Genomic DNA, 25,319 nt, shown 5'->3' with positions numbered 1-25,319 from the left:
CGCAACCCGTACGTCATGTGTCGGCCCTCGCCGACAGGAAGGATCTCCCGATGACCGAAACCACCACACACCCGGCTTCCGCGCACGAGGTCGAGGGTTGGACGACCTATCTGCGCGAGCCGACCGCCGACTACGATCAGCTCGTCGAGCGCTTCGCGCCGGCATTCGAGCGCATCGCGGCCTCCAACGTCGCGCGCGAACACGACCGCTCGTTCGGCTACGACGAGGTTGCCGAACTGGTCCGAGAAGGACTGGGCCGCATCAGGATTCCCGTGGAGTTCGACGGCCTGGGCGCGTCACTGGAACAGACCTTTCTGCTGCTGTCGCGACTGGCCGCCGCGGACGCGAACATCGCGCACGTGTTCCGCAACCACCTGGCATTCGTCGAAGATCGACTCAACGCGCCGCAGTCGGCGGGCAACGATCGGTGGATCCAGCGTTTCCTCGCAGGCGAGTTCGTCGGCGGCGGCTGGACGGAGGCCAACAACGGCACGTATGCAACAATCGCGACAACGGTTCGACGTGACGACGAGCGCTACCTCGTCAGCGGAGCCAAGTTCTACGCCACCGGAAGCCTTTTCGCCGATTGGCTCGACGTGATCGGCAAGTCCGACGGCGGCGGCCTGCTCACCGCGCTCGTGCGCAGAGACGATCCCGGTGTCGAACTCGTCGACGACTGGACGGGATTCGGGCAACAGACAACCGCCAGCGGTAGTGCACGCTACGTCGACGTGCCCGCCGAGCCGGACAACGTCTTCGACATCACCGAACGCTTTGTCTACCAAGGTCACTTCTACCAGGTGGCGATCCTCGCGGTACTCACCGGAATCATCCACGCATCCCTGCGAGACGGGATCGAGGCTCTCCGGGCACGCAAGCGCAACTATCCGCAGGGACTGGATGCGGTGCCCGCCAACGACCCTCAGCTGCTGGCAGTGATCGGCGGAGTGTCGGCGCGTGCCTACGCCGCAGACGCCGCGCTGCGTGAGGTGGGTCGGACGCTCGATCGTATCGCCGAGGCGCACGCATCTGGAGACCTCGACCTCCGCAGGGCTCGCGTCACGGAGGCCCAACTGGCCACAGACCACGCGCAACTCACCATCATCGACGCCGCACTCGCGGCAACCACCGAGATCTTCGACGCGCTCGGCGCATCCGGAGTCTCCACCGACAAGGCACTCGATCGCCACTGGCGCAACGCGCGCACCCTCGCCTCGCACAATCCGCGGGTCTACAAGGCGCGCATCGTGGGCAACTGGCTGGTCAATGGTGTCGACCCCGTACCCGACTTCTCGGCATTCGGCCGCGGCGGACAGGGCAACTGAGGAGACAGGCAACTGAAGGGACAGGGCAACTGAGGGGAGAGGGCAGATGAGTGCACCGTACGTCGCGGTCGGATTGACCGGTGAGCAGGTGGGCGCGCTGTTGGCGGATCGTGCGCTCGCCGCGCGCTGGGATTCGCTGCCGCTGGCGTTCACCGTCGTCGGCATCGATCGGGTCAATGGTGCCGACGACGTTGGCGGGGCCGCCGGGCCGGCCGGTCGCACGACGCTGGAATCCTCCGTTGCGACAACCTTTCTCGCAAGGAAGGCTCCACGGTCCCGGTTCCTGTTCACGGCGTCGTCGCGTCGCGATCATCCCTACAACCTCGCCCGACGAGTCGCATCCGCCGGGCATCTCTCGCGGGGGAGAACCGGCGTGCTCCTCGGCGTGAGGGACCCGTACGTGCCTGCAGGTGACCCGTGGACCCACGACGCAGTGTCCGTCGACGACATCGCGCACGCGGTACGAGTCCTGGAACAGACCTGGCCCTTCGCGTCGGTCGTCGCCGACCGTGCGTCGGGGATCTTCGTGGAGTCGGACCAGATTCAGTTCGCCGACCTCGAGAACCCCTACCGGATCGCCGGTCCGTTGACGGTGCCGGAACCCGCGAGCGGTCCGTCGGTGATCGCGACGTACCACTCCGGCGTGCGTGAGGCCGGCACCCGCAGCGACGTCGACCTGGTCGTCGGGCCGACCAGCGCTGTCCGTGAGATTTCGTCGACGGCAGAGTTGCCGACCGATGTCGAGGGAATTCTGTTGCGCGACGACGAGTTGTCGCCCGCAGCGCTGGCCGATGCGGCGGAGAAGCTGCTGGCGATCTCCCGACCGATCGCGCCGGACCTGTCGCTGCGGGCTGCGCTCGGACTACCCGTCGCACCGCGGGATCTTCGTCGGGTGGCATTCGCACGGCCGGAGCCGCTCGACGTACCCTGACCTCCACTCCGAGAGGAACTTCTCATGACCCGACGCGACGGCCACGTCATACTCGGCATCAACGCACTCGTCCTCGGCTACGTGCCCGCCTCATGGCAGACACCGGGCTTGAGCGCGGAATCGTTTGTCTCGCCCGACTATTGGGAAGAGATCGGTCGGATCGCCGAGAGAGGGACACTCGACGCAGTCTTTCTCGCCGACGCCCCCGCACTCGGTGACCCTGCATACGACGCCAATCCGGCGCATCTGGAGCCGACGGTCAACTGGGCACATGTCGCGGCGGCGACGGAGCGGGTCGGGTTGGTGTCCACGGCGTCGACGACGTTCAACGATCCGGTCGAGCTCGCCGAGCGATTGCTGACGCTCGACTACCTGTCACGGGGTCGGGCGGCGTGGAACATCGTGACCACCCGGGGCCCCGCGGCGGCGCGAAACTTCGGGCAACCCGACGTCCCGCCACGCGACGATCGCTACGAGCGCGCAGGCGAGTTCGTCGATGTGGTCCGTGGACTGTGGGCATCCGCGGACACGGGTCGCGAGGTTCGGCACAGGGGAGCCCACTTCTCCGTCGAGGGGCGGCTGCGCACGCCGTCGCGTGGCGAGCATCCGGTGTTGTTTCAGGCGGGCGGGTCGGCTGCCGGCCGCGACCTGGCGGGGCGGGTCGCCGAGGGCGTCTTCGCCGCAGAACTGACACGCGACAAAGCCGTCGAACACTATCGTCTGGTGAAGCGAAAAGCGTTGGCATACGGTCGATCACCCGACAACGTGAAGATCCTTCCCGGTCTGCTCGTCTCCCTCGGCAGCACGGAGGAGGAAGCCAGAAGGCGGAACGACGAACTCCACGACCGAAGTCCGGCGTGGTACTCGGTCGGCTGGCTGTCGCACGCGATCGGCGTCGACGCGACAAAACTCGATCTCGACGCCCCGTTCCCCGAGGACGTGCTCGCCGGACCGGCCGACCTCCAGACCTTCAGTGGCAGTATCGGTTTCCGCGAGTCGATCGTCGCGCAGATCCGCCGTACCAATCCGACGGTCCGCGAGTACCTGCGGCAGACCCGCTACACGGGTTCGGGCCACGCCGGATTCGTGGGCACCCCAGAGCAATTGGTCGATCGAATCGACGACTGGTTCTCCGCGGGTGCGATCGACGGCTTCAATCTGCAACCGGATGCGCTGATCGACGGTCTCGCTGTGATCGCCGACGAGGTGGTGCCCCTCCTGCGTCGACGGGGGCTCTACCGCCACGACTACGAGACCGACACTCTGCGTGGACATCTGCGTGCCGCGGCGTCGTCGGCGCCGCTCGGATGACAGGGATAGAACCGCGCAGAGAATAAGGGCTGGCAACAGCGTCGTCGGCCAGCATACTTCTCTCGATCAATCCCATTCGCGCACAGCGCAATACATAAGATACCCAGATCCGACGGCCGGGTAGTAACCGTCTTCGGCGATGGGTGTCCGAGAGGAATCGAGATGACCACCGACTCGACGTCGACGCGCCCGCCCGAGGCGGCGCACACACCACCAGCGCCACCGCACGTGCCAGAAGGCGCAGCCGCCGGATCGACGGTCACAGAGCAACCGGGTGGTCTGCGCTCGAACACGCTGGGCTCCTGGGAGGTCTTCGCGCAGGGCCTTGCCGCCGCGGCACCGAGCGTCGCTGTCGCGTCCGTTCCGTTCGCGCTGTACACCGCGGCGGGCAAGGGTGCCGCGTGGGCGGCGATCATCGGGTTGGTGATCGCCGTGCTGCTGGCAACCACCATCAGCTTCCAGGCGCGGCGGACGGTGTCGTCCGGCTCGTTGGGAACCTACACCGGTAACGGGCTCGGACCCGCGTTCGCGTTCGTCGGAGGCTTCAGCCTGCTGATCGGCTACATCGGATTCTCAGTGACCGGGACACTCGGTGGTGTGCTCTACGTCGACTCCTTCCTTCTCGAACTCGGAATCGGTTCGGAGGCTTCATGGTTCCGACTCTTGCTGGTCTTCCTGGTCGTCGGGCTCGCGGTGTACCTACCCATCCGCGGTGCGTCGCTCGCCGCGAAGTACGAGTTGGTGTTCGAGGTCATCGCACTGATCTCCATCGCAGTGATCATCGTGGCCGCCTACGTCTCCTACGGGTGGCACTTCGACACCGAGCAGTGGAGCCTCTCGAACCTCGGCCACAGCTCGACATTCGTGGCGGCAGTGACAGCGGTCGGTGCCTACGCGGGCTTCGAAAGCGTTGCCTCGCTCGGTGCCGAAGCGCGGGACGCGCACCGGTCGATCTCGAAAGCGCTTCTGCGCGTCGTGTTGATCATCGGTGTGCTGTACATCATCGCGACGTATCCGCAGGTGTTGCACTTCGACGGGATCAACGGAGACAAGGCGATTCTGCCGCAGCTCGCTGACTCGTCCGGCGTGGGTTGGGTGAAGCCGGTGACGAGCGCTGCCGTCGCGGTCGCCTTCATCGTCTTCGTCACCGCGGTCACGAGTTCGGCTGCGCGGTCGCTGTTCACGTTCGCGCACGAGGGTGCACTGCCGCGCGTGTTCGCCAAGGTCCACTCCAAGTACCACACACCGTGGGTCGGCGTCGCGTTCGTCGGTGCTGCGGCACTTGTCTTTTCGATTGTGGCCACCTTCAGTTCGGCCGGCCGCACCGTCTTCGACGTGTACGGCGCGTACGTCACCAACTGGGGCTTCTTGGTGAGCTATCTGCTCGTGGTGATCGCGACACCGATCTGGCTGTACAAGATCAAGGCGCTCACGCCGTTCCGTGCGATCGTGTCGGGCCTCGCGGTGGTGGCTCTCGGTTACGTGATCGTCAACAACCTGTACCCGGTTCCGGAGTTCCCGTTCAACATCCTGCCGTTCGTGTACCTCGCGATACTCGCGGCGGGCGTGGCGTGGTACGTCTACCTCCGGGTGACGCGACCGGAGATCGCGGCGCGTATCGGCACCATTCAGACTCTGTCCGCAGAGGAGCAGGAGCGACTTGCCGACGCCGACATCGCCGACGAACTGCAGGCCGACGAATTGCAGGCCGACGAACCCGAGACCAGCTCGTCCATCACGCCGAAGTAGCGCGCGGCCGCTTGAGTTCGAAGCACGCCGCGCGACGACCACCGAAGTCGTCGCGCGGCGTGGTCACGGCTTCGATCTGAGCTCGGGCCTGCTCGATGACCGGTGTACCGGGATCGAGCACGCCGAGGTACACCTCGTGTGCCGCAAGGGAACTCACTGCGACGTCGACCTGCTCGGTGACGTCGACGGCATGCGTGGCGTGCGGGCCGTTCTCGAACAGCCACTGCGGGGCGTCGTCGCCGAGTGAATCGTATGCGTCGAGAACCGCTGCGGAGAACTCCATGTGGTCGGACTGGTTGGGCGTCCCGGGCGCCCACTCGGCCCCACCGAACAGCGACAGCACCACCTGCGGGCCGACGCGTCGGATCGTCTCGGCGATCGCCGCGCGCAGCTCGGGAGTGTTGCGAATGTTGCTGTCCGGAAAGCCCCAGAACTCCACGTCGTCAACACCGACGATGGCGGCAGACGCGCGTTGCTCGCCCTCGCGAAGCGGACCTGCTTCGGCCGCCGCCATGCCCTCGATGCCGACCTCGCCGCTCGACGCCAGGGCGTACACGACGTGTTTGCCCTCGCCCGTCCACTTCGCGACCGCTGCCGCCATGCCGTACTCCGGATCATCCGGGTGCGCCACGAGCACCAGCGCGGTCTGCCAGTCGGTGGGGAAGGGCGCGAGATCTGCCACGACTCAGCGCTTGTGATCGAGGTTGGCCATCTTCAACACGTCGAGGCGCTTGTCGAGCTCTTCCTCGCTGAGCTTGTCGGGGACGAGACCACGATCGAGAACGGTCTGCCGAATCGTCTTCTTCTCCTTGAGAGCCTGCTTCGCGACGGCCGCGGCCTCCTCGTAACCGATGGCCGAGTTGAGTGGCGTGACGATCGATGGTGAGCTCTCGGCGAGAGTCCGCAGACGGTCTTCGTCGGCCTTCAGGCCGGAGATACAGCGATCGGCGAACAGTCGCGAGACGTTGGCGAGGAGCTTCAGTGATTCGAGGACGTTGCGCGCCATCATCGGGATGTAGACGTTCAGCTCGAACGCGCCGTTGCCGCCGCCCCAGGTCACCGCGGCGTCGTTGCCGATGACCTGCGCCGCCACCTGCGTAACTGCCTCGGGGAGAACAGGATTGACCTTGCCCGGCATGATCGAACTGCCCGGCTGGAGGTCGGGGAGGTGGATCTCGGCCAACCCGGTGAGCGGACCGGAACCCATCCACCGGACGTCGTTGGCGATCTTGGTCAACGAGACCGCGATGGTCTTGAGCTGACCCGAGAGCTCGACAAGTCCGTCGCGGGCAGCCTGCGCCTCGAAGTTGTTCTTGGCCAACGTGATCGAGTCGACGTCGGTGAGCTTGACCAGTTCTTCGACAACCTTGGTGCCGAAGTGGTCGGGCGCGTTGAGACCCGTTCCGACGGCGGTTCCGCCGATGGGTACCTCGCCGACCCGCGGCAGTGTCGCGACAAGACGCTCGATGCCTGCTTCCACAGCCCTGGTGTAGCCGCTGAACTCCTGGCCGAGCGTGACCGGTACCGCGTCCATCAGGTGGGTACGACCACTCTTGACCACCTCACGCCATTCCTCTGCCTTGGCGAGCAGTGCCAACCGCAGGTGATCGAGCGCGGGGATCAGGTCGGTGACGACGGCTTCGGTTGCTGCGACGTGTGTCGCGGTGGGGAAGGTGTCGTTCGACGACTGCGACATGTTGACGTCGTCATTCGGGTGAACCTCGACGCCGTTCGCCTTCGCGATCGACGCGATGACCTCGTTGGCGTTCATGTTCGAGCTGGTGCCCGACCCGGTCTGGAACACGTCGATGGGGAACTGGTCGTCGTGCTTGCCGTCGGCGATCTCCTTGGCCGCGGCGATGATGGCGTCGGCCTTGGTCGCGTCGAGCAGCCCGAGGTCCTTATTGACCTGCGCACATGCGGCCTTGAGCAGTCCCATCGCACGGATCTGCGTGCGCTCGAGCGGACGGTGGCTGATCGGGAAGTTCTCGACGGCGCGTTGCGTCTGTGCGCGCCAGAGTGCGTCGACGGGGACCTTGACCTCGCCCATGGTGTCGTGCTCGATGCGGTACTGCTGCTCGCTCATCTGATGCGTCCTCCGAGTGTCTGCGGTGGGTTAGGACTACCTCAATCCACGCTACTCGCCGCGACCTGCCGCCAATTCTCGGCCCGGTCAGGACCTGACACGCACCCCCAGCGGGACCGTCACCGTGCCCGACGGGTCGGTGAAGAAGTCGTTGCCCTTGTCGTCGACGACGATGAACGCAGGGAAGTTCTCGACCTCGATCTTCCAGACCGCCTCCATGCCGAGCTCCGGGTACTCGATGACCTCCTGGCTCTTGATGCAATCGAGGGCGAGGCGGGCGGCGGGGCCACCGATCGAACCGAGGTAGAAGCCGCCGTGGGCGTCGCACGCCTGGGTGACCTGCTTCGAGCGATTTCCCTTGGCCAACATGACCATTGATCCGCCCGCGGCCTGGAACTGCTCGACGTAGGAGTCCATGCGACCCGCCGTCGTCGGCCCGAACGAGCCCGACGCCATGCCCGCGGGAGTCTTGGCCGGACCCGCGTAGTAGACGGGGTGATCGCGCAGATACTGCGGCATCGGTTCGCCGGCGTCGAGGCGCTCTTTGATCTTGGCGTGCGCGATATCGCGAGCCACGACGAGAGGTCCGGTCAGCGACAGTCGGGTCTTGACCGGGTACTTCGACAGTTCGGCGAGGATCTCGGGCATCGGCCGGTTGAGATCGATGTCGACGACCTGGCCGCCCTCGATGTCCTCGGCGACGCCGGCGTCCGGCATGTACTGCGCCGGGTCGGTTTCGAGTTGCTCGAGGAAGACGCCCTCGGAGGTGATCTTGCCCAGGGCCTGGCGGTCGGCCGAGCACGAGACGGCGATCGCCACCGGGCACGACGCCCCGTGGCGAGGCAGACGCACGACGCGGACGTCGTGGCAGAAGTACTTACCGCCGAATTGAGCGCCGATTCCGAAGGACTGTGTCAGCTTGAAGACCTCTTCCTCCAACTCGACGTCTCGGAAGCCGTGCGCCGACATCGAGCCCTCTGTCGGCAGCGTGTCGAGGTAGTGCGCCGACGCGTATTTCGCTGTCTTCAAAGCGAATTCGGCCGACGTCCCGCCGATGACGACCGCGAGGTGGTACGGCGGACAGGCCGCGGTGCCCAGTGACCGGATCTTCTCGTCGAGGAAGGTCAGCAGGCGGTCGGGGTTGAGGATCGCCTTGGTCTCCTGGAACAGGAACGACTTGTTGGCGCTGCCGCCGCCCTTGGCCATGAAGAGGAACTTGTACTCAGGCCCCTTCGGCCCCTGCTGCGTGGAGTAGATCTCCACCTGCGCAGGCAGATTGGTGCCCGTGTTCTTCTCGTCGTACGTCGTCAACGGTGCGAGCTGTGAGTAGCGCAGGTTGAGTTTGGTGTACGCGTCGTAGACACCGCGCGAGATCCACTCGCCGTCGTCGACGCCGGTCAGCACTCCCTCGGACTTCTTGCCCATGACGATCGCGGTGCCGGTGTCCTGACACATCGGCAGGACGCCGCCCGCGGAGATGTTGACGTTCTTGAGCAGGTCGAGCGCGACGAAACGGTCGTTGCCCGACGCCTCGGGGTCGTCAATGATCTTGCGCAGCTGCCGCAGGTGTGCGGGACGCAGGTAGTGGCTGATGTCGTGCATCGCCTCTGACGTCAGGCGTTCGAGGGCTTCCGGCGCGACCTTGAGGAAGGTCTGGCCGTCGACTTCGACCGTCGAGACCCCCTCTGTGGTGATCAGGCGATAGGGCGTGTCATCGGCGCCGGAGGGTAGCAATTCGGCATAGCGAAACTCCGGAGCAAGGGCTGGTTTGCTCACGCGAGAATCCTATCGCGGCCGGTCAGTGGCCCTCCGGTGTCCTGGTACCTGATGTGGGCCACGCCACGGGGATTCGTCACGCTCATAGTCCGATGTGCGTGACGAACGGAAGGGGTATTACTGTGTGGTGGATCACAGTTCACTCAACTGTCTCCGATTCACTGATGTCAACACGGGAGGGGAACCCATTGGCCGCAATCGTGCTCGCCGAGGTTCGGACGAACCTTGAACGCGAGGCCGTCGCCGAATGGGCGGCGAGTAAGCATCCCGACGCCCCGGTGCGCACACTCGACGAAGTCGATCCCGAAGCCCTCGACCCGACAACGACGCTGATCCCCGCACGCGTCGTCTGGCTTCCCCCGATGCGCAAGGGCGAGCGCCGCGTCTCGATGGCCGACGTTCTGGTGCTGTCCAACCCGCGTCGACCACCCGCGTTTCGCCAGGGGGCGATCAAGAAGCGTGCGCCCGACCGCGTTCGTGTGGTCGCCGGAGAACCGGCGACGGTGGAGGAGTTGCGTCGCAGGCACGAGCAGTCGTCGGCCGAGGGCGAGGATTTCGGCCAGTTCGTCGAATTGGCGGCAGCACTGTCCGCTGAGCGCGCCGAACGGCAACTGATCGGTGACCGCTACAAGGTGCCCAAACTCGTCGCGCAGCAGATCGGTTCGTCGGCTCGCTTTCAGACGAATGCCGCGAAGCTCGCCGCCGATCTCGGCCGTCCGGCGGCGGCAATCATTCAGGATGCGATCGACAAGATGTCGACGTTCGTGGCCACACAGAGCCCACTGATGGACGACGTGTTCTCGACGACCTTCGGCAAGCTGTACGAACGTACCTGGACGGTCTCGGTCGACCTCGACACGTTGAGTGAACTGCGCAGTCTCAACAAGACCCACGGCTTGGTGTTCTTGCCGTCGCACCGGTCGTACGTCGACACGTTGGTTCTCTCGGATGCGCTACGGCGCCACGACTTTCCGCCCAATCTGGTACTCGGCGGCAACAACCTCGCGCTCTGGCCACTCGCGGCCATCGCCCGACGCGCCGGAGTGATCTTCATTCGCCGTAAGTTCGGCGACGATCCGATCTACAAGTTCGCGATGCGCGCATACCTGTCGTTCATCGTCGAGAAGCGTTTCAATCTCGAGTGGTACATCGAGGGCGGCCGAAGTCGCACGGGCAAGCTACGCCCGCCGATGATGGGGCTGCTCGCCTACGTCGTCGACGCCGTCGAGCAACTCGACACCGCGGACATGATGGTCGTGCCCACGTCCATCGTCTACGACCAGCTGCACGAGATCGCGGCTATCACGCGCGAATCCGCCGGTGGCGCAAAGAAACCCGAAGATGTGACGTGGCTGCTGAAGTACGCCAAAGCACAGCGGTCCTACCTCGGTGAGGCGCGCGTGCGGTTCGGCGAACCGTTCTCGCTACGGGAGTCGATCCTGGAGTTGAGCGAGGACGATCCCGCACGCCTGGAGAAGATCGCATTCAAGGTGATGGACGAGATCAACGCGGCGACACCGATCTCGGCGACGTCGCTCGCAGGCTTCGCACTGCTCGGGGCGGGCGACCGGGCGTATACCGCCAAGGAGATCGAGGACATCCTGCGACCGCTGCTCGCCTATATCGAGCGGCGCGAGCTACCGGGGCCTGATCCGGCGATGTGCCGGGGACTCGGTCTGAAATCGACGTTGAAGGAACTGACCGACGCGGGCGTGCTGACCCATTTCGCGGGCGGCGTCGACGATGTGTGGTCGATCGCCGGGGACAACCACGCGGTGGCCGCGTACTACCGCAATGGGGCGATCCATCATTTCGTCGACCGCGCGATCGTCGAGGTCGCGTTGTTCGCTGCGGACCGTCGCACCATCGACGACGATCGCGAAACACGTCTGGCAGCAGCACAAGCCGAGGCGCTGCGGATTCGGGATCTGCTGAAGTTCGAGTTCTTCTTCCCGACCAAGCAGGAGTTTCTGCACCGTCTCGGTGCCGAGATGGATCTCATCGCGCCCGAGTGGCGGACCGTCAGGCCGACGCCCGCATGGTTGCACGACACCTTCGTCGCGATGTCGGGCGAGCTGTTTGCCCGCAGAACCCTCCAGCCGTTCTTCGACGCACAGCTGGTCATGTCCCGACGGCTGGTTGAGCTGGGCGAGGAGTCCCGCGACAAGCAGGAGATCATCACCGATTGCCTCGGATTGGGTAAACAACTTGCGCTGCAAGGTGTGGTGAAGAGCAGGGATTCGGTGTCGACGGAGCTCTACACCGCCGCGTACAAGCTGGCCGACAATCGGGGACTGATCGATCCCCACGACGGACGCGATCTGGTTGCGGCACGGCAGGAGTGGCTCGACGAGGTCGAGGACATGCGGGATCGTCTTGCCAGAATCGCCGAGATCGAGGCGGAGCAGACAGGAGTGACGGCGGTATGAGCGCACTGGGCGATCGCCTGGCCGAAATCCGCTCCGCACCGCGCGGCAAGCACATCGGTGCGTTCTTCGACTACGACGGAACTCTGATCGAAGGATTCTCTGCGACAGCGCTTTTCGGAGCCCGGATTCGAAGTATGGAGTTCGGGATCGGAGAGGTCGCCGACTTCGCACTCATCGGCCTGCGCGGAGTGGAATCCGAACAGGACTACGCCGAGGTGCTCCAGGCGACCAAACCGACGTTCGCGGGCAAGACGTACGCGGAACTGTTGGACCTGGGGGACAGGCTCTTTCGGCAGGAGACTGCCGCCAAACTACGCCCTCAGATGTGGCAGATCCTCAACGCGCACCGCGAGATGGGGCATCGCATCGTGATCGCGTCGTCGGCTACGCGATTCCAGATCGAGCCCATCGCACGCGAGATCGAGGCCGATCACGCCCTGGCCACCGACGTCGAGGTGGTCGACGGCATCGTCACCGGAGAGGTCCTCGGCCGTCCGCTGTGGGGGCCGGGCAAAGCGGCGGCGGTGCGCTCACTGGCGCGCGAGTACGACATGGATCTCGACGCGTCCTTCGCATACAGCGACGGCAACGAGGACATCCCGTATCTCGAAAGCGTCGGACATCCCGCGGCGGTATCGCCCCGTAGGACGCTGCGGGCCGAGGCGGAGTCGAGGGGGTGGCCGATCCTCGAGCTACGCAATCCGTCGCACAATCGCTTCGGGATGGCGTTGCGTACCGGCGCGATGTACGGGTCGTTTCTCGCTGGTGCCGCTGCCGGAATCGCGGGCGGCGTCGTGGCGCGTAGCCGATTCGAAAGCGCCGTCCAGACGGGCATCGCTACCGGAAACGACGTCGGGTTGGCGTTGGCAGGTGTGCATGTCGACGTGCTCGACGGCAAGGAGAACCTGACGTCGGACCGTCCCTGCGTGTTCGCGTTCAACCATCAGTCGAAACTCGACCTCCCCGTCATGATTCACCTGATTCAACGCGACGCGACGGGTGTGGCAAAGAAAGAGATCCAACGACTTCCGGTATTCGGTCAGATCCTCGACGCGGCCGGGTTGGTGTTCATCGATCGCGCCGACGCGGGCAAGGCCATCAATCAGCTCGAACCCGCGGTGCGCAAGCTGCGCGACGAGGGCGCGTCACTGGTCGTCGCGCCGGAGGGGACGCGATCGCCGACGCCACGGATCGGACGGTTCAAGAAGGGGCCATTCCACATCGCCATGCAGGCCGGGGTGCCCGTCGTGCCTGTTGTGCTGCGCAACGTGGGCGAATTGATGTGGCGCGGTTCGCAACTCGTGGCACCGGGCACGATCGAGGTGCGAGTGTTGCCGCCCGTCGACACATCGGCGTGGCAGGCGGAGACCATCGACGACCACACCGAAGAGGTACGTCAGATGTTCATCACCGCGCTGGCGGAGTGGCCAGTGCCGAACGGAACTGCGGAAGACGATGAATCGCAACACGACGAGAGCGGTAGCGACGACGCAGGGGAGGTTGTCGAATGAGTGAGGATCAACCCCTCGATTGGGGCACCGAGCAGCACATGAGTCCGGTCGACGCGCTGATGTGGCGCGGCGACACCGACCGTCGACTGCGTGGGACGATCTCGATGATCGAGATCTACGACTGCGAGCCCGACTGGGACAGGCTGATCGCGGCGCACGACTGGGGCAGCCGGATGGCGCCCAGATTCCGTTCGCGCGTGGTGGATTCGCCGCTGCACACCGGCACCCCGAGTTGGGCTGTCGACCCGGAGTTCGATCTGCACTATCACGTTCGACGCATCAGGCTGCCCGGCGACGGCTCGATGGGCGAACTGCTGTCGACGTGTGAACAACTGGCGATGACCGCGCTCGACCCGGCCCGACCGCCATGGGAGGGCTACCTGATCACCGGTCTCGCCGACGGCAAGACCGCCTACTTCCTCAAGGCGCATCACGCGCTGACCGATGGGCTCGGCGCGATTCTCGCTCTCGCGCAACTACATTCGCCGTCGCGCGAGCCGATCCCGAACAAGCCTCAGCCGCCCGCGCCGCCGCCGACCGAACTGTCGGCGCTCGAGGTACTCGCTCGACAGGTGGGGGAGGAGATTCGACGTACCCCGTACCGGGCGGGTGTGGTGTTGCGTGGGGCGTTGGCGCTGACCGATCCCAAGCATGCGTTGAGCAAGGTGCTGCGATACGGGCGCTCGGTGCCGCGCGTTGCCGGCCTCGTCAGTCCGCCCGGTTCGCCACTGCTCGCGGAGCGCAGTCTCTCGTGGCGCTTCCTCGCGTTCGAGGTGCCGTTCGTCGAGTTGAAAGCCGTGGCGAAGTCGATGAAGGCGTCGATCAACGACGTCTACCTCGGCGGGCTGATCGGTGGCTTCCGCATCTATCACGAGAAGATGGGCGAGCAGGTCGACGCGATTCCCGTCGCGATCCCGATCTCGGTGCGTCGACCAGAGGATCCCGAGGGCGGCAACCGCATCGCGGTCGGCAGGCTCGCCGGGCCGATGGGCATCGACGACCCGTTCGAGCGGGTATTGACGATCCGTGAGCAGGTGCGTGCCGCACGCACCGAGCCCGCCGTCGACATCTTCAACACCCTCGGATCGGTGCTGGCGTGGATGCCCGGTGAGCTTCTCGGTCAGTTCAGTGGCGCGACGAGCATGAACGATCTGCAGGCCAGCAACGTACCGGGTATCCCGTGGGAGACGTTCGTCGCGGGTGCGAAGGTCGAGCGGTTGTTCCCGTTCGGTCCGCTCCCGGGATGCGCGGTGATGGCGACGATGATCACGCACAACGCCACGGCATGCCTCGGGCTGAACTGCGACGCCGCGTCGATCTCGGATCCGGAACTGTTCGCCGAGTGCATCGTCGCCGGGTTCGACGAGGTGCTCGCCGTCGCCGAACCGACCGGTGATGTCACCGACCGGGTCGGGATGCGGCGCGTCGTATAAGGGTTTCGCTAGATATCGAGGCGGGCGTATTCGCGCAGCTTGGTGGTGCGGTGCACCGCCTCGATACGGCGGATGGTTCCCGACTTCGAGCGCATGACCAGCGAACGGGTCGTCGCACCGCCTCGGCGGTAGGTCACGCCGCGCAGCATGTCGCCATTGGTGACGCCGGTCGCGGCGAAGAAGCAGTTCTCGCCGCGGACGAGGTCGTCGGTGCCCAGCACACGGTCGAGGTCATGTCCGGCGTCGATCGCCTTCTGACGCTCTTCGTCGTTGCGCGGCCACAGCTTGCCCTGGATCTCGCCGCCCATGCACTTCATCGCGACCGCGGTGATGATGCCCTCCGGGGTACCGCCGACACCCATGAGCATGTCGACCGTCGAGTAGTCGCCGGCAGCGGCGATCGCGCCCGCGACGTCGCCGTCGGAGATCAGGCGGATCTTGGCGCCTGCCCTGCGGATCTCGCCGATGAGGTCGGCGTGGCGCGGACGGTCGAGGACCACGACGGTCAGATCGCCGACGTCGATGCCCTTGGCCTTGGCGACCGAGTTGACGTTCCATTCGACCGACTCGTCGATGTTGATGGCGCCCTTGGCTTCCGGGCCGACGGCGATCTTGTCCATGTAGAAGACCGCTGACGGGTCGTACATGGTGCCGCGCTCGCTGACCGCGATGACGGCGATCGAGTTGGGGCGACCCTCGGCCATCAGTGTGGTGCCGTCGATGGGGTCGACCGCGACGTCGCAGTCAGGGCCGAATCCGTTGCCGACCTCTTCGCCGTTGAACAGCATCGGGGCCTCGTCCTTTTCGCCCTCACCGATCACCACGACGCCGCGCATGGAGACTGTCGAGAGAAGCTCGCGCATCGCGTCGACGGCTGCACCGTCGCCCTTCTTCTTCTCGCCGCGTCCCACCCAGCGTCCTGCGGCGAGTGCCGCGGCCTCGGTGACCCGCACCAGCTCCATGGCAAGGTTGCGGTCGGGTGCCTGGTGGTTCTCGGCTGTCATGTCTGATCGACTCCTTGGCGTTGGCAGTGACGCGGCCGCAGTGGCGTACGCGGCAGTGGGCGAACGACGCCCGTCAATCATCCTTTCATGGCGAGTGCGAGTTCACTCACCCGCCTCGGGCGTGATCTGACGCGTCGATGCAGCGCACGCGGGTCGTGGAGGGCTCAGAGGGGGTCGAGGATGCGACGGAGGAACTGACGCGTGCGTTCCTGCGCGGGATGGGCGATCACCTCGTCGGGACCTCCGCGCTCGACGATCACACCACCGTCGACGAACAGCACCTGGTCGGCGACCTCCTGCGCGAATCGGATCTCGTGGGTCACGACGACCATCGTCCAGCTCTCCTCGGCGAGCCCCTTGAGCACTTTCAGCACGTCGCCGACGAGTTCGGGATCGAGCGCCGACGTCGGTTCGTCGAACAGCAGGACCTGCGGGTGGAGCGCGACGGCGCGGACGATCCCGACTCGCTGCTGCTGGCCACCCGACAACTGGTGCGGGTACTGGTCGCGCTTCTCGGCGAGCCCGACGCTCGAGAGCAGTCGATCGGCCTCGGCGATGGCGTCGGCCTTGGTGTGGCGCTGCACCGTGACCGGCCCCTCGATGACGTTCTCGAGGACGGTCATGTGGGGGAAGAGGTTGTAGTTCTGGAACACCATCGCGCTCTGCGCGCGGTATCTGGTGACGTCGGACTTCGAGTACGTGCCACCGAAGTCGATCGTCTGCTCGCCGACGCGGATGACGCCGGCGTCGGGGATGTCGAGGGCGTTGAGCGATCGCAGGATGGTCGTCTTGCCCGATCCGGACGGACCGAGGATGACGGTCACGGTGCCGCGGTCGACGGTGAAGTCGATCCCGCGCAGAACGTGGTTGTCGCCGAAGGACTTCTGCAGTCCCGCGACGTCGACGACTCTCTCCGGCTGATTGACTCTCTCCGGCTGATCGACTCTCTCTGGCTGATTACTGATGGGTTCACTCATGGCGTCACGAACCTTCCCAAGCGGGACTCGAGCCTGTTCTGCAGGGCTGACAGGACCATGCACACGATCCAGTAGTAGATGGCCGCGGTGGTGTAGAGCGCGAAGAACTCGAACGTCGGCGCCGCGGCGAGCTGGGCGACGCGCAGCAGCTCTGTCACCAGGATCGTCGACGCGAGGGAGGTGTCTTTGACCAACGAGATCAGCGTGTTGGACAGACCCGGCACCGCATTGCGCGCCGCCTGCGGCAGGATGATCCGACGCATCGTCGTGCGGTAGTTCATGCCGATCGTCTGGGCCGCTTCTGTCTGCCCCTTCGGAACCGAGAGGATCGCGCTGCGGATGATCTCGGCGGCGTATCCGCCGACGTTCAGTGAGAACGCGACGACGGCGGCGGGGAACGGTGGCACCTTGATGCCCAGTTCGGGTAGCGCGTAGAAGATGATGAACAACTGCACCAACAGTGGAGTGCCACGGACGATCGAGATGTAGACGCGCGCCAGCCAGTTGATCACTCGTGTCTGCGAGAGCCGTGCCAGTGCGACGACCAGGGCGATCACCAGCCCGATCACGAAACTGATCGCGGCGAGCGGAATGGTGACGGTGATCGTGGCCTTGGCCATCGGCCAGAGATTGTCGCCGATGATCTTCCACGTGCTGCGCGGTACGGCCTGCTGCTGTTGCGCGGCAGCGCTTCCGCTGGCGTCGGCCTTGAGGTACTTCTGCGAGATGGTCGACAGGGTTCCGTCGGCGCTCAACTCGTCGAGTGCCTTGTTGATGTCGCCGGTGATTCCGCTGTTCTTCCTGGCGGCGAAGGCCTGCTCGCTGGTGTCTCCGGTCTTGGCGGCGATCTTGACGCTCTTGTCGCCGGTCTCGGCGAAGTAGGCGTAGACCGCGACGCTGTCGTTCACGGTTGCCTGGACGCGCCCCTGGTTGAGCAGCTTGATCGCCTGGGTGAAGCCCTCGACGGATTCGACGTTCGCGCCTGCGTCGCGGGCCACCTGTGCCCAGTTGCTCGTGGCCGACTGCGCGGTGGTTTTGCCCTTGAGGTCGTCGAGCGAGCGGATGGAGTTGTCGTCGGCGCGGGTGACGATCACCCCCTCGCTGACGGCGTATGGCTTGGAGAGGTCGTATTTGGCCTTGCGTTCCGGCGTGATCGATACCTGGTTTGCGACGACGTCGAATCGACCCGACTCGAGTCCCGCGAAAATGGAATCCCAAGGGGTGGTGACGAATTCGGCTCGTACGCCCATCTTCTTGGCGACCGCATTCGCGACGTCGACGTCGTAGCCTGCGAGCTCACCCGTCGTGGGATCGCGGTAGCTGAACGGCGCGTAGGTGCCCTCGGTGCCGACGCGCAGCACGCCGGACGAACGGATCTCGTCCATGCCGTTGCGTTGATCCTCGGAACCGCCGCACGCAGCGAGTGTCGCCGCGGCGATCAGTGCGGACAACACGACGACGGCGATGCGTCCCCTGCCGCCGAGTCGGACGACGGACCCGACACGGGACACGACGAGCTGTAGCGCGCGCATACGGCACCGTACCGCGTGGCGGTGACAGTCGATTGTGGCAGCGGGCACGCTGGTCGAGGGGCGCGACGAGGGGTGCGGCGTGCGGCTGGGATACTCGTCAGCCATGGCGAGCAAACCCCGCATACTGACCAGCGGCAAGGACATGATCTGGACGCTGATCCCGTTGCTGGCGGTGTGCGCGCTGGTGGCGATCGCCTCCGGCAACTGCTCGGTGGGACTGACCGGCACCGCGTCCGACGACAAAACCCCTGCGTACGACGTCTACAACGGACTTGCCGCTGACGCGCGGACCATGCCGTTTCCGATTCGACGCCCCCCGACACCGGAGGGCTGGAAGCCGAACTCGGGCAGCACCGGGGAGATGGCAGGCGGCGCGACGTCGAGCAACGTCGGTTGGGTCACCGGCACCGGCGCCTATCTGCAGCTCACGCAGACCAATGCGTCCGAGGACGATCTCGTCGAGAAGCTCGGCGGCGACGACGTGTCGTCGGGAACGGGCACCAAGGACATCGGCGGGCACACCTGGGTGACCTATTCGACGCACGACGACAACAAGTTCTGGATCACCGATCTCTCCGACGAGCGGATCGCCGTGATGTCGCGCGGTCCCGACTCCGAGATGGAGCAGATGGCGCAGTCGGTGCTCGCCCAGCAGCCGCTGCCGAAGTAGGGCTCGTTAGCCCTGTTCTCGGAGTCCCGGTCCGGGCGCGCCCGTTCGGAGGAGCTCAGTCCTCGTCGGGATCTGAGTCGTCGAACTCCTCGTCGTCGTCCTCGTCGTCCTCGTCGTCCTCGTCGGGTGAGAGGGCAGCCTCGATGCGGTCACGCGCGCCGGTGAGGTGTTCCTCGCACCGCGTGGCCAGTGCTTCGCCGCGTTCCCAGAGCGCGAGCGATGCGTCGAGGTCGAGGCCGCCGTGTTCGAGTGTCGTGACGACCTCGATGAGCTCGTCGCGTGCCTGCTCGTAACCGAGCTGCGCCACCGGAATCGGCTTGGCGGACTTGCCTTTCGCGGGGCCGGTCACTTCGTGCTCCTCTTCGTGCTGGGGGTGTCGGTGCTCTTCGCTGTGTGCTTCTCGGCGTCGGGGGCGGGTTGTGGTGACGTGACCTCAGCCGCGGCGGCGCCGTCGCCGACGCGGATGCGCAGTCGTGCGCCCGCGGGCATCTGGTCGGTCGAGGTCACCACGTGGGGGTCGCCGTCGTCGACACGTTGGACGACGGCGTACCCGCGGGCGAGCGTCTGCGCCGGACCGAGTGTCGACAGGCGGGCGGAGAGATGCTCGACGCGGCGGTGCTCGGCGTCGACCATCCTGCTGACGTCGCGCCGGATATCGCGGCGCATGCGTTCGACGTCGTCGGAGCGTCGATCGATCATGGTGAACGGATTGGCAAGGACGGGCCGTGCACGCAGGCCCGCGATCACCCGTTCTTCGCGGTGGACCCAGTTGCGCAGTGCGTGGGCGCTGCGTCGGCGCATCTCTGCGATGCCCGCGAGTTCGGCGGTGACGTCGGGGACGACGCGCTTGGCCGCGTCGGTCGGGGTGGCGGCGCGGATGTCGGCGACGAGGTCGAGGAGCGGATTGTCGGGTTCGTGTCCGATTGCGCTGATGACCGGCGTGGTGCATGCCGCGACGGCCCGCAGCAGCGCCTCGTCGGAGAAGGGGAGCAGATCCTCGACGCTGCCACCGCCGCGTGCGATCACGATGACGTCGATTTCGGGGTCGGCGTCGAGATCGGCGAGATGCGCCAGGATGCGTGGCACCGCTGTCGGTCCCTGGACGGGAGCGTCGCGGACCGCGAAGCGCACCTGCGTCCATCGTGCTTGCGCCACCGACATCACGTCGCGCTGCGCGGCGCTCGCGCGTCCGGAGATCAAGCCGACGGTGCGGGGCAGGAATGGCAGTGACCGTTTAAGGCGCGGATCGAAGAGTCCCTCCGCCGCGAGGAGTTGTTTGAGACGCTCGATGCGCAGGAGTAACTGGCCGACGCCGATGGGCCGAATGTCCGTGACGCGCAACGAGATCGTGCCGCGGCCGGCGTAGAAGTCGGGTCGGCCGAGCATCACGACGTGGCTGCCCTCGGTCACGGGCACCTCGGTGCGCATCAACAGGTCGGGGCTGCAGGTGACGGTGATGGAGATGTCGGCGGCCGGATCACGCAGCGTGAGGAACGAGGTTCGGGTACCTGGTCGGCGCGAGACCTGGGTGACCTGACCCTCCACCCAGATCTGCCCGAGCCGGTTGATCCACTCCGCGATCTTGCGGTTGACGGTGCGTACCGGCCACGGGTTGTCGGCGCTATTGCCCGTGTCCTTGGAGCTTCCGCTGTCTCTGGAGTTCCCGGGCGGCGTTGCGTTCGCCGAGGTCACGACCGCTTGTTCTGGGCGGTGATCCGGTTGTCGAGCATCGTGATGAACGGCGCCCGGTTCTTTGTCGCCGTCTCGTACGTGACCAGCGCGGTGAGGTCGTCGAGGTCGACGGCCCGCAATTTGGCGCGCAGTTGGGCCAGCGTCAGGGTGTCGTACTCGATGAACTCGACGATCTCCGGCTTGTCGACGTCGGAGACGTTGTCGTCGGAGGAGGCTGTCTCACCTGCGATGAGGTCGGCGGGTGCGGAGCTGTAGAGCGCGAACCGCCCTGCGTCGGCACGGGGTGCCGCGGGCTCGGTGGTGCTCTTCGACGACGCCGGCGTCGTGGTCTTCGCGGGTTCCGCCTTGGGGGTGGCCTTCGCGGGCGTCGAGTCCTTGGTCGCCGTGCTCGTCTCGGCCGTGGCCTTCGGGGCTTTTGTCGCTGTGTCCTTCTGGGCCGAACTCTTGGGGGCCGAACTTTTTTGGGCCGACTTCTTCTGCGCCGCGGCGGGCTCAGTGGGCGACTTCGCAGTCATCTTCGGTGCCGCATGCAGCGTCGTGACCTGGGCGGTCCGGGTCACGGTTGGTTCGGTGTCCGGACTCTCGATGGGCGTCCCGGGGTCGATCTCGGTCAGCTCGTCTTCGTCGAAGCGTGCCCACTCGGGCTGTTCGTCGGGTTTGTCGAAGAGAAGGTCGAGCGCCTCGTCGCCCTTGATGGCCAGCTCGGCGATCTGCTGCTGTGCCCGCATACCGGCTTGCAGCGTCTGACTAACCGCTGTCATGGGCAGCGTGAACAGGCGAGTCGGCAGTCGGCGGGTCTCTTCGATTGCCACGACGATGAGACCTGCGGCGATACGTGCAGGATAGGGTGCGCGAACCATGACAACACTCTGCCATCTGGTCTGCGTCACACCAACCCGAAGTGCGGCGGTTCGCGGGCATGACACCACGTACCCTGGAGACCATGTCTGAACCCAAGCGTGTCCTGCTGGCCGAGCCGCGTGGTTACTGCGCGGGCGTCGACCGTGCGGTCGAGACCGTCGAACGCGCCCTGGACAAGCACGGAGCACCGGTCTACGTGCGCAAAGAGATCGTTCACAACAGGCACGTCGTGGACACGCTCACCGAGCGTGGCGCCGTGTTCGTCGGCGAGACCGACGAGGTCCCGGAGGGTGCGATCGTCGTCTTCTCCGCGCACGGAGTATCGCCGGAGGTGCATCGCACGGCTGCGGCCCGCAGTCTCAAGACCATCGACGCCACCTGTCCGCTGGTCACCAAGGTGCACCAGGAGGCCAAGCGTTTCGCCCGCGACGATTACGACATCCTGCTGATCGGTCACGAGGGCCACGAAGAGGTCGAGGGAACCTCCGGCGAGGCTCCCGAGCACATCCAGATCGTCGACGGCCCCGACAGCGTCGACAAGGTGACCGTGCGCGACGAGTCCAAGGTGATCTGGCTTTCGCAGACGACACTGTCCGTCGACGAGACGATGGAAACCGTGCGCAGGCTGCGCGAAAAGTTCCCTCTTCTGAACGACCCGCCAAGCGATGACATCTGTTACGCCACCCAGAACCGCCAGGTCGCGGTGAAGGCGATGGCTCCGCAGTGCGACCTGGTGATCGTGGTGGGGTCCAAGAACTCATCGAACTCGGTGCGGCTTGTCGAGGTCGCGGTGCAGAACGGCGCCAAGGACGGCCACCTTGTCGACTACGCCCGCGAGATCGACGACTCGTGGCTCGACGGCGTCTCGACTGTCGGCGTCACCTCCGGTGCGTCGGTGCCCGAGGTCTTGGTGCGCGGAGTGCTCGACTACCTCGCCGAACGCGGCTACGACACGGTCGAGAAGGTCAATACCGCCGAGGAGACGCTGACGTTCGCACTGCCGCGCGAGTTGCGGCCCGCGCGGACGTCGTCGAAGTAGCCGACGGTTGTTGTAGGCATGGCGAGTCAGTACTAGTACTCGTCGGGACTGAGCGTGCGGGTGCGTCGATGCGGCAGCGCTAGCGCGAGAACCACCACGATGAGCACCGCGGCTGCCCCCGTACCGAGCAGGGCGACGTTGCGAGCGGTGTGATCGGGTGCCCGCGGTGACGGCGGTGCCGCGATCGGATGTGCGACGGCGTCGGCGCGCGGACTGTCGTCGAGTTCTGCGGTGAGCGCCGCGACGGGATCGACGACTCCGAATCCGATACGGGTGTCGCGACCGGTGCCCGGTGCGTGGGCAGTTCTGGTGACACGATCGATGACCGCGGCCGCGGTCAGACGCGGGTAGCGCGCACGAACGAGCGCGACGAGGCCGCTGACGTAGGCAGTCGAAAAGCTGGTGCCGCGCAGGGGGATTGGTCCCGATTGGTCCTGCTGCGCGTACACGACGCGCCCCGAGCCGTCGATGCTGACGACGTCGGTTCCCGGTGCTGCGACAGATACCCACGGGCCGTTGATGCTGAAATCGCTGGGGGCGCCGGTGCCCGCGTCCACGGAGCCGACCGTGAGCACATACGGCGAGAACCATGCGGGGCTCGCGATCATCGAGACCGAACGCCAGCCTGTCGGGTCGTCGCCGCGGGGGATCGGATTCTGACTCGAACATGCCGAATCACGCGTCAGATTGCCCGCGGCGACGACGACAACGACGTCGCGCGTGTGTGCGTATCTCACTGCGGCGCCGAGCGATCGGTCGTTGAGCTTGGACCCTACGGCGGCACACGCCACCTCCGAGATGTTGATGACCGTTGCGCCGAGGTCGACGGCGCGGACCACGGCGTTGGCGAGCGTGCGGACCGAGCCGTATCCACTTCCCACGTTTGGATCGTCAGAACCGCGAGAACGTTTGGCGCCAAACGCTGTACTCGACTGACGAATCGAGATGATCGACGCGTCGGGTGCCACGCCGGTGAAGGCGTCGGTGCTGCTCGGCGCGCCCGCGATGATGCCCGCGACGAGTGTGCCGTGTGCGTCGCAGTCGGACAAACCGTCGCCGGTCGACACGTAGTCGCCACCCGCGGTCAGCCGGGGGAGTCGTCGACTCGGGCTCACGCCGGTGTCGATCACCGCGACGCGCTGTCCGGTGCCCCTGCTGAATCGCCAGGCGTCCGGCAGCCGCATCATCGCCTGCGCACCCGTCGCAGACGAATACGACTCTGCGGCAATCGGTGTGGCACACAGCGTGCGTTGCTCTGTGGCTTCGGGCGGTGCCACCGGCGCAGATCTGACCAGCGCGGCGGCGTCGATGACAGGTGGTGTCACCGCAAGCGCGGGAGCCTCACTCGAGCATACGAGCACCGCGACGCACGAGACCATCGCCGCCACAACAGAACATGCGCGTGCGCGCGCCAACGTCAGAACTCCCGCACGATGCGGTAAAGGTCGAGTATCCACAGCAGCAACGGGATGACCGCGAGCAGCAACGCGTACTCGAACAGTTCTGCGCTGCGTCGCAGCATCGGTGAGAAGTCATGAGCCGCAGCGAGTCTGCCGACGATCACGGCAACGACAGCCAGTGCCGTTGCGACGCCGAACCCGACGAGTGCCCACGGCGACGGATCGCCCACCGCGAGTCCGACGAAGACCGCGATCACCGTCAACGCGCCACCGGCGATCTGTGTTGCCGCCTGCGCAAGGTCGCTGTACGAGCGACCACGCAGGCACAGGACCAGACCGATGACGATCGCGTATGCGACCGCGATCGCGTGGAATCCCGAAAGGGGAGCGGCTGTGCCACATGCTGCTAGTGCGGTGACAGTGGTTGCGCCGCCGATGATCCCGGTCAGATACGCGTTGGCGAGATGCGAGCGTCGTTCGAGCGCATCGACTTTGGGTAGCGCAATCGCACCGATAGCGCCGATCCCCTCGATCGCAGGTGTCGGTTCGAACACGTCGAGGTCGATCGGTGCGCCCGCCGTCGGTACCGGTGGCACAGGCAGTTTGGTGAGTAGGATCGTTGCGCGCGATGCAGTGCACACGGTCAACAGGCCGACTGCCGCCACGACGGCCGAGACCTTCTCAACACCCATGCCGTCTGCGACGAGCGCCAGGACTGCTCCACCGCCTGCCAGCGCGGCGGCAGTGGTCAGCGCGCTGTGGGTGACCGGCCCGACCGCGGTCACGCGATACGAGACGACAGCGGCGAGTAAGACCAGCGCGCACCCCAGCGCCAGGTGGGCAGCGCCGAAAGTGCCGGGAGGCGTCAACAGGCCAGTGACGAATGCGAATGGCATGGCCGACGCCGACAGCACGGTCGCCGACGGCGCGTCGTCGTAGTGTCGCGCGACAACCGCGGCGGCGACAAGAAATGCCAGCGCCGCGATCGCACCGAATATTGCTGTCGTGCTTCCCATTCCGCCGAGTCGAGTGAGGCCGAGCGATGTGGCTGCACCCAGTGTGGCCACCAAGGTCGCGACGTATCCGCTGTAGCGCGCGGCGGTCGGCGACCACGTCGCGAACACCGAATCGTTGAGTCGTGCGACGGCGTCGACGACGTCGTCGAACAACACGGGCGATTCGCCGGTGTCGACCGACTGCAGCATCAGGAGGTCGCCGTCACGAACACCTGACTCCGACAACGTTCGGTTCGGCGCGAGCGGTTGCTGTCCGACGAGTGCGAGCGTCCAACGGTGATGGCGCTCGGGTGGCTGCGTCGAGGGGTCGACGTCGGGGTCGTCCTGGTCGCGCTGGACCGGGATGCGTGAGGTGATCTGGGCGACGAGTTCGCCGATCAGCACTGCCACCGGCACGGCAGCGGGGAGCCCGACGTCGAGTTGGGTGTTGCCGCCGAGGACCGACACTCGCACGAGTGCCGGCTCGATCGACGTCGTACGGCCGGTGCTTCGCTCGGTGGCTGGGCTGCCCCCGACCAGCCCGCCCCCGACCGGGCTGCCCCCGCCCGTCCTCGACGTGTCCACAGATGTCATGTTT

General features: G+C 66.0%; 20 protein-coding genes. 9 read left to right on the top strand and 11 right to left on the bottom strand.

Annotation, left to right across the window (positions count from 1 at the left end; translation table 11 throughout):
- The first annotated feature begins 50 nt into the window (after nucleotides 1–50).
- From ACRVY7_RS00980 to ACRVY7_RS00965, 4 genes are all read left to right on the top strand, one after another.
- A complete protein-coding gene (locus tag ACRVY7_RS00980) occupies nucleotides 51–1,325 on the top strand; it encodes an acyl-CoA dehydrogenase family protein (protein ID WP_431815667.1) in 1,275 nt (424 codons plus the stop codon).
- A gap of 46 nt (nucleotides 1,326–1,371) precedes the next feature.
- Complete coding sequence (locus tag ACRVY7_RS00975; protein ID WP_431815666.1) at nucleotides 1,372–2,256, top strand: LLM class oxidoreductase; 885 nt, start codon at nucleotides 1,372–1,374, stop codon at nucleotides 2,254–2,256.
- A gap of 24 nt (nucleotides 2,257–2,280) precedes the next feature.
- Entirely contained in the window at nucleotides 2,281–3,567 is a 1,287-nt protein-coding gene (locus ACRVY7_RS00970; protein ID WP_431815665.1) for an LLM class flavin-dependent oxidoreductase, read from the top strand.
- Between the two features lie 162 nt (nucleotides 3,568–3,729).
- Complete coding sequence (locus tag ACRVY7_RS00965) at nucleotides 3,730–5,316, top strand: APC family permease (protein WP_431815664.1); 1,587 nt, start codon at nucleotides 3,730–3,732, stop codon at nucleotides 5,314–5,316.
- Here ACRVY7_RS00965 and ACRVY7_RS00960 read toward each other — a convergent pair.
- From ACRVY7_RS00960 to ACRVY7_RS00950, 3 genes are all read right to left on the bottom strand, one after another.
- The gene (locus tag ACRVY7_RS00960) at nucleotides 5,303–5,998 is read right to left on the bottom strand and encodes a PIG-L deacetylase family protein (protein ID WP_431815663.1); all 696 of its coding nucleotides are present in this window, start codon (nucleotides 5,996–5,998) and stop codon (nucleotides 5,303–5,305) included. The genes ACRVY7_RS00965 and ACRVY7_RS00960 overlap by 14 nt on opposite strands.
- Nucleotides 5,999–6,001: 3 nt before the next feature.
- Nucleotides 6,002–7,402, bottom strand: coding sequence for a class II fumarate hydratase (locus ACRVY7_RS00955; protein WP_431815662.1), 1,401 nt, complete (start codon nucleotides 7,400–7,402; stop codon nucleotides 6,002–6,004).
- A gap of 87 nt (nucleotides 7,403–7,489) precedes the next feature.
- Nucleotides 7,490–9,178, bottom strand: a complete 1,689-nt coding sequence (locus ACRVY7_RS00950; RefSeq protein WP_064869533.1) for a fumarate hydratase — start codon at nucleotides 9,176–9,178, stop codon at nucleotides 7,490–7,492.
- A 188-nt stretch (nucleotides 9,179–9,366) separates the two neighbouring features.
- Between ACRVY7_RS00950 and ACRVY7_RS00945 the strand changes: the two genes are divergently transcribed.
- From ACRVY7_RS00945 to ACRVY7_RS00935, 3 genes are read left to right on the top strand one after another with little or no spacing between them, the layout of a single operon-like run.
- Nucleotides 9,367–11,607, top strand: coding sequence for a glycerol-3-phosphate 1-O-acyltransferase (locus ACRVY7_RS00945; protein ID WP_431816368.1), 2,241 nt, complete (start codon nucleotides 9,367–9,369; stop codon nucleotides 11,605–11,607).
- The gene (locus ACRVY7_RS00940) at nucleotides 11,604–13,118 is read left to right on the top strand and encodes an HAD-IB family hydrolase (RefSeq protein ID WP_431815661.1); all 1,515 of its coding nucleotides are present in this window, start codon (nucleotides 11,604–11,606) and stop codon (nucleotides 13,116–13,118) included. The genes ACRVY7_RS00945 and ACRVY7_RS00940 overlap by 4 nt, the downstream gene beginning before the upstream one ends.
- A complete protein-coding gene (locus tag ACRVY7_RS00935; protein WP_431815660.1) occupies nucleotides 13,115–14,551 on the top strand; it encodes a wax ester/triacylglycerol synthase domain-containing protein in 1,437 nt (478 codons plus the stop codon). The genes ACRVY7_RS00940 and ACRVY7_RS00935 overlap by 4 nt, the downstream gene beginning before the upstream one ends.
- Before the next feature lie 8 nt (nucleotides 14,552–14,559).
- Here ACRVY7_RS00935 and glpX read toward each other — a convergent pair whose 3' ends face one another.
- From glpX to ACRVY7_RS00920, 3 genes are all read right to left on the bottom strand, one after another.
- A complete protein-coding gene (gene glpX / locus ACRVY7_RS00930; protein ID WP_049699629.1) occupies nucleotides 14,560–15,555 on the bottom strand; it encodes a class II fructose-bisphosphatase in 996 nt (331 codons plus the stop codon).
- Between the two features lie 164 nt (nucleotides 15,556–15,719).
- A complete protein-coding gene (locus ACRVY7_RS00925; RefSeq protein WP_431815659.1) occupies nucleotides 15,720–16,532 on the bottom strand; it encodes an amino acid ABC transporter ATP-binding protein in 813 nt (270 codons plus the stop codon).
- Nucleotides 16,529–18,064: an ABC transporter permease subunit gene (locus tag ACRVY7_RS00920; RefSeq protein WP_431815658.1), complete on the bottom strand. Its 1,536-nt coding sequence runs from the start codon at nucleotides 18,062–18,064 to the stop codon at nucleotides 16,529–16,531. The genes ACRVY7_RS00925 and ACRVY7_RS00920 overlap by 4 nt, the downstream gene beginning before the upstream one ends.
- Nucleotides 18,065–18,167: 103 nt before the next feature.
- Here ACRVY7_RS00920 and ACRVY7_RS00915 point away from each other — a divergent pair, with 103 nt between their 5' ends.
- Nucleotides 18,168–18,734, top strand: a complete 567-nt coding sequence (locus tag ACRVY7_RS00915; protein WP_431815657.1) for a DUF4245 domain-containing protein — start codon at nucleotides 18,168–18,170, stop codon at nucleotides 18,732–18,734.
- Nucleotides 18,735–18,789: 55 nt separating this feature from the next.
- Here the strand turns inward: ACRVY7_RS00915 and ACRVY7_RS00910 are convergent, their stop codons facing one another.
- The 3 genes from ACRVY7_RS00910 to ACRVY7_RS00900 are packed head-to-tail and all read right to left on the bottom strand — an operon-like array spanning nucleotide 18,790 to nucleotide 21,286.
- Nucleotides 18,790–19,083 (bottom strand): exodeoxyribonuclease VII small subunit, encoded by a 294-nt coding sequence (locus ACRVY7_RS00910; RefSeq protein ID WP_431815656.1) that lies wholly within the window; start codon nucleotides 19,081–19,083, stop codon nucleotides 18,790–18,792.
- Nucleotides 19,080–20,426, bottom strand: coding sequence for an exodeoxyribonuclease VII large subunit (gene xseA, locus ACRVY7_RS00905; protein ID WP_431815655.1), 1,347 nt, complete (start codon nucleotides 20,424–20,426; stop codon nucleotides 19,080–19,082). Before xseA ends, ACRVY7_RS00910 begins: the two co-directional genes overlap by 4 nt.
- Entirely contained in the window at nucleotides 20,423–21,286 is an 864-nt protein-coding gene (locus ACRVY7_RS00900) for a lipid droplet-associated protein (RefSeq protein WP_431815654.1), read from the bottom strand. The genes xseA and ACRVY7_RS00900 overlap by 4 nt, the downstream gene beginning before the upstream one ends.
- An 83-nt stretch (nucleotides 21,287–21,369) precedes the next feature.
- Here ACRVY7_RS00900 and ACRVY7_RS00895 point away from each other — a divergent pair, with 83 nt between their 5' ends.
- The gene (locus ACRVY7_RS00895; protein ID WP_431815653.1) at nucleotides 21,370–22,326 is read left to right on the top strand and encodes a 4-hydroxy-3-methylbut-2-enyl diphosphate reductase; all 957 of its coding nucleotides are present in this window, start codon (nucleotides 21,370–21,372) and stop codon (nucleotides 22,324–22,326) included.
- A 32-nt stretch (nucleotides 22,327–22,358) separates the two neighbouring features.
- On the opposite strand, the gene mycP is transcribed toward ACRVY7_RS00895, so the two are convergent.
- Entirely contained in the window at nucleotides 22,359–23,705 is a 1,347-nt protein-coding gene (gene mycP / locus ACRVY7_RS00890; protein ID WP_431815652.1) for a type VII secretion-associated serine protease mycosin, read from the bottom strand.
- A 38-nt stretch (nucleotides 23,706–23,743) separates the two neighbouring features.
- Nucleotides 23,744–25,315, bottom strand: a complete 1,572-nt coding sequence (gene eccD, locus ACRVY7_RS00885; protein ID WP_431815651.1) for a type VII secretion integral membrane protein EccD — start codon at nucleotides 25,313–25,315, stop codon at nucleotides 23,744–23,746.
- Nucleotides 25,316–25,319 lie beyond the last annotated feature (4 nt).

It is taken from the genome of Gordonia jacobaea, from assembly GCF_965344965.1.
GTDB classification, from domain to species: Bacteria; Actinomycetota; Actinomycetes; order Mycobacteriales; family Mycobacteriaceae; genus Gordonia; species Gordonia jacobaea.
Note: the sequence above shows the minus strand (reverse complement) of the source record. Positions and strands in the feature narration are given on the sequence as shown.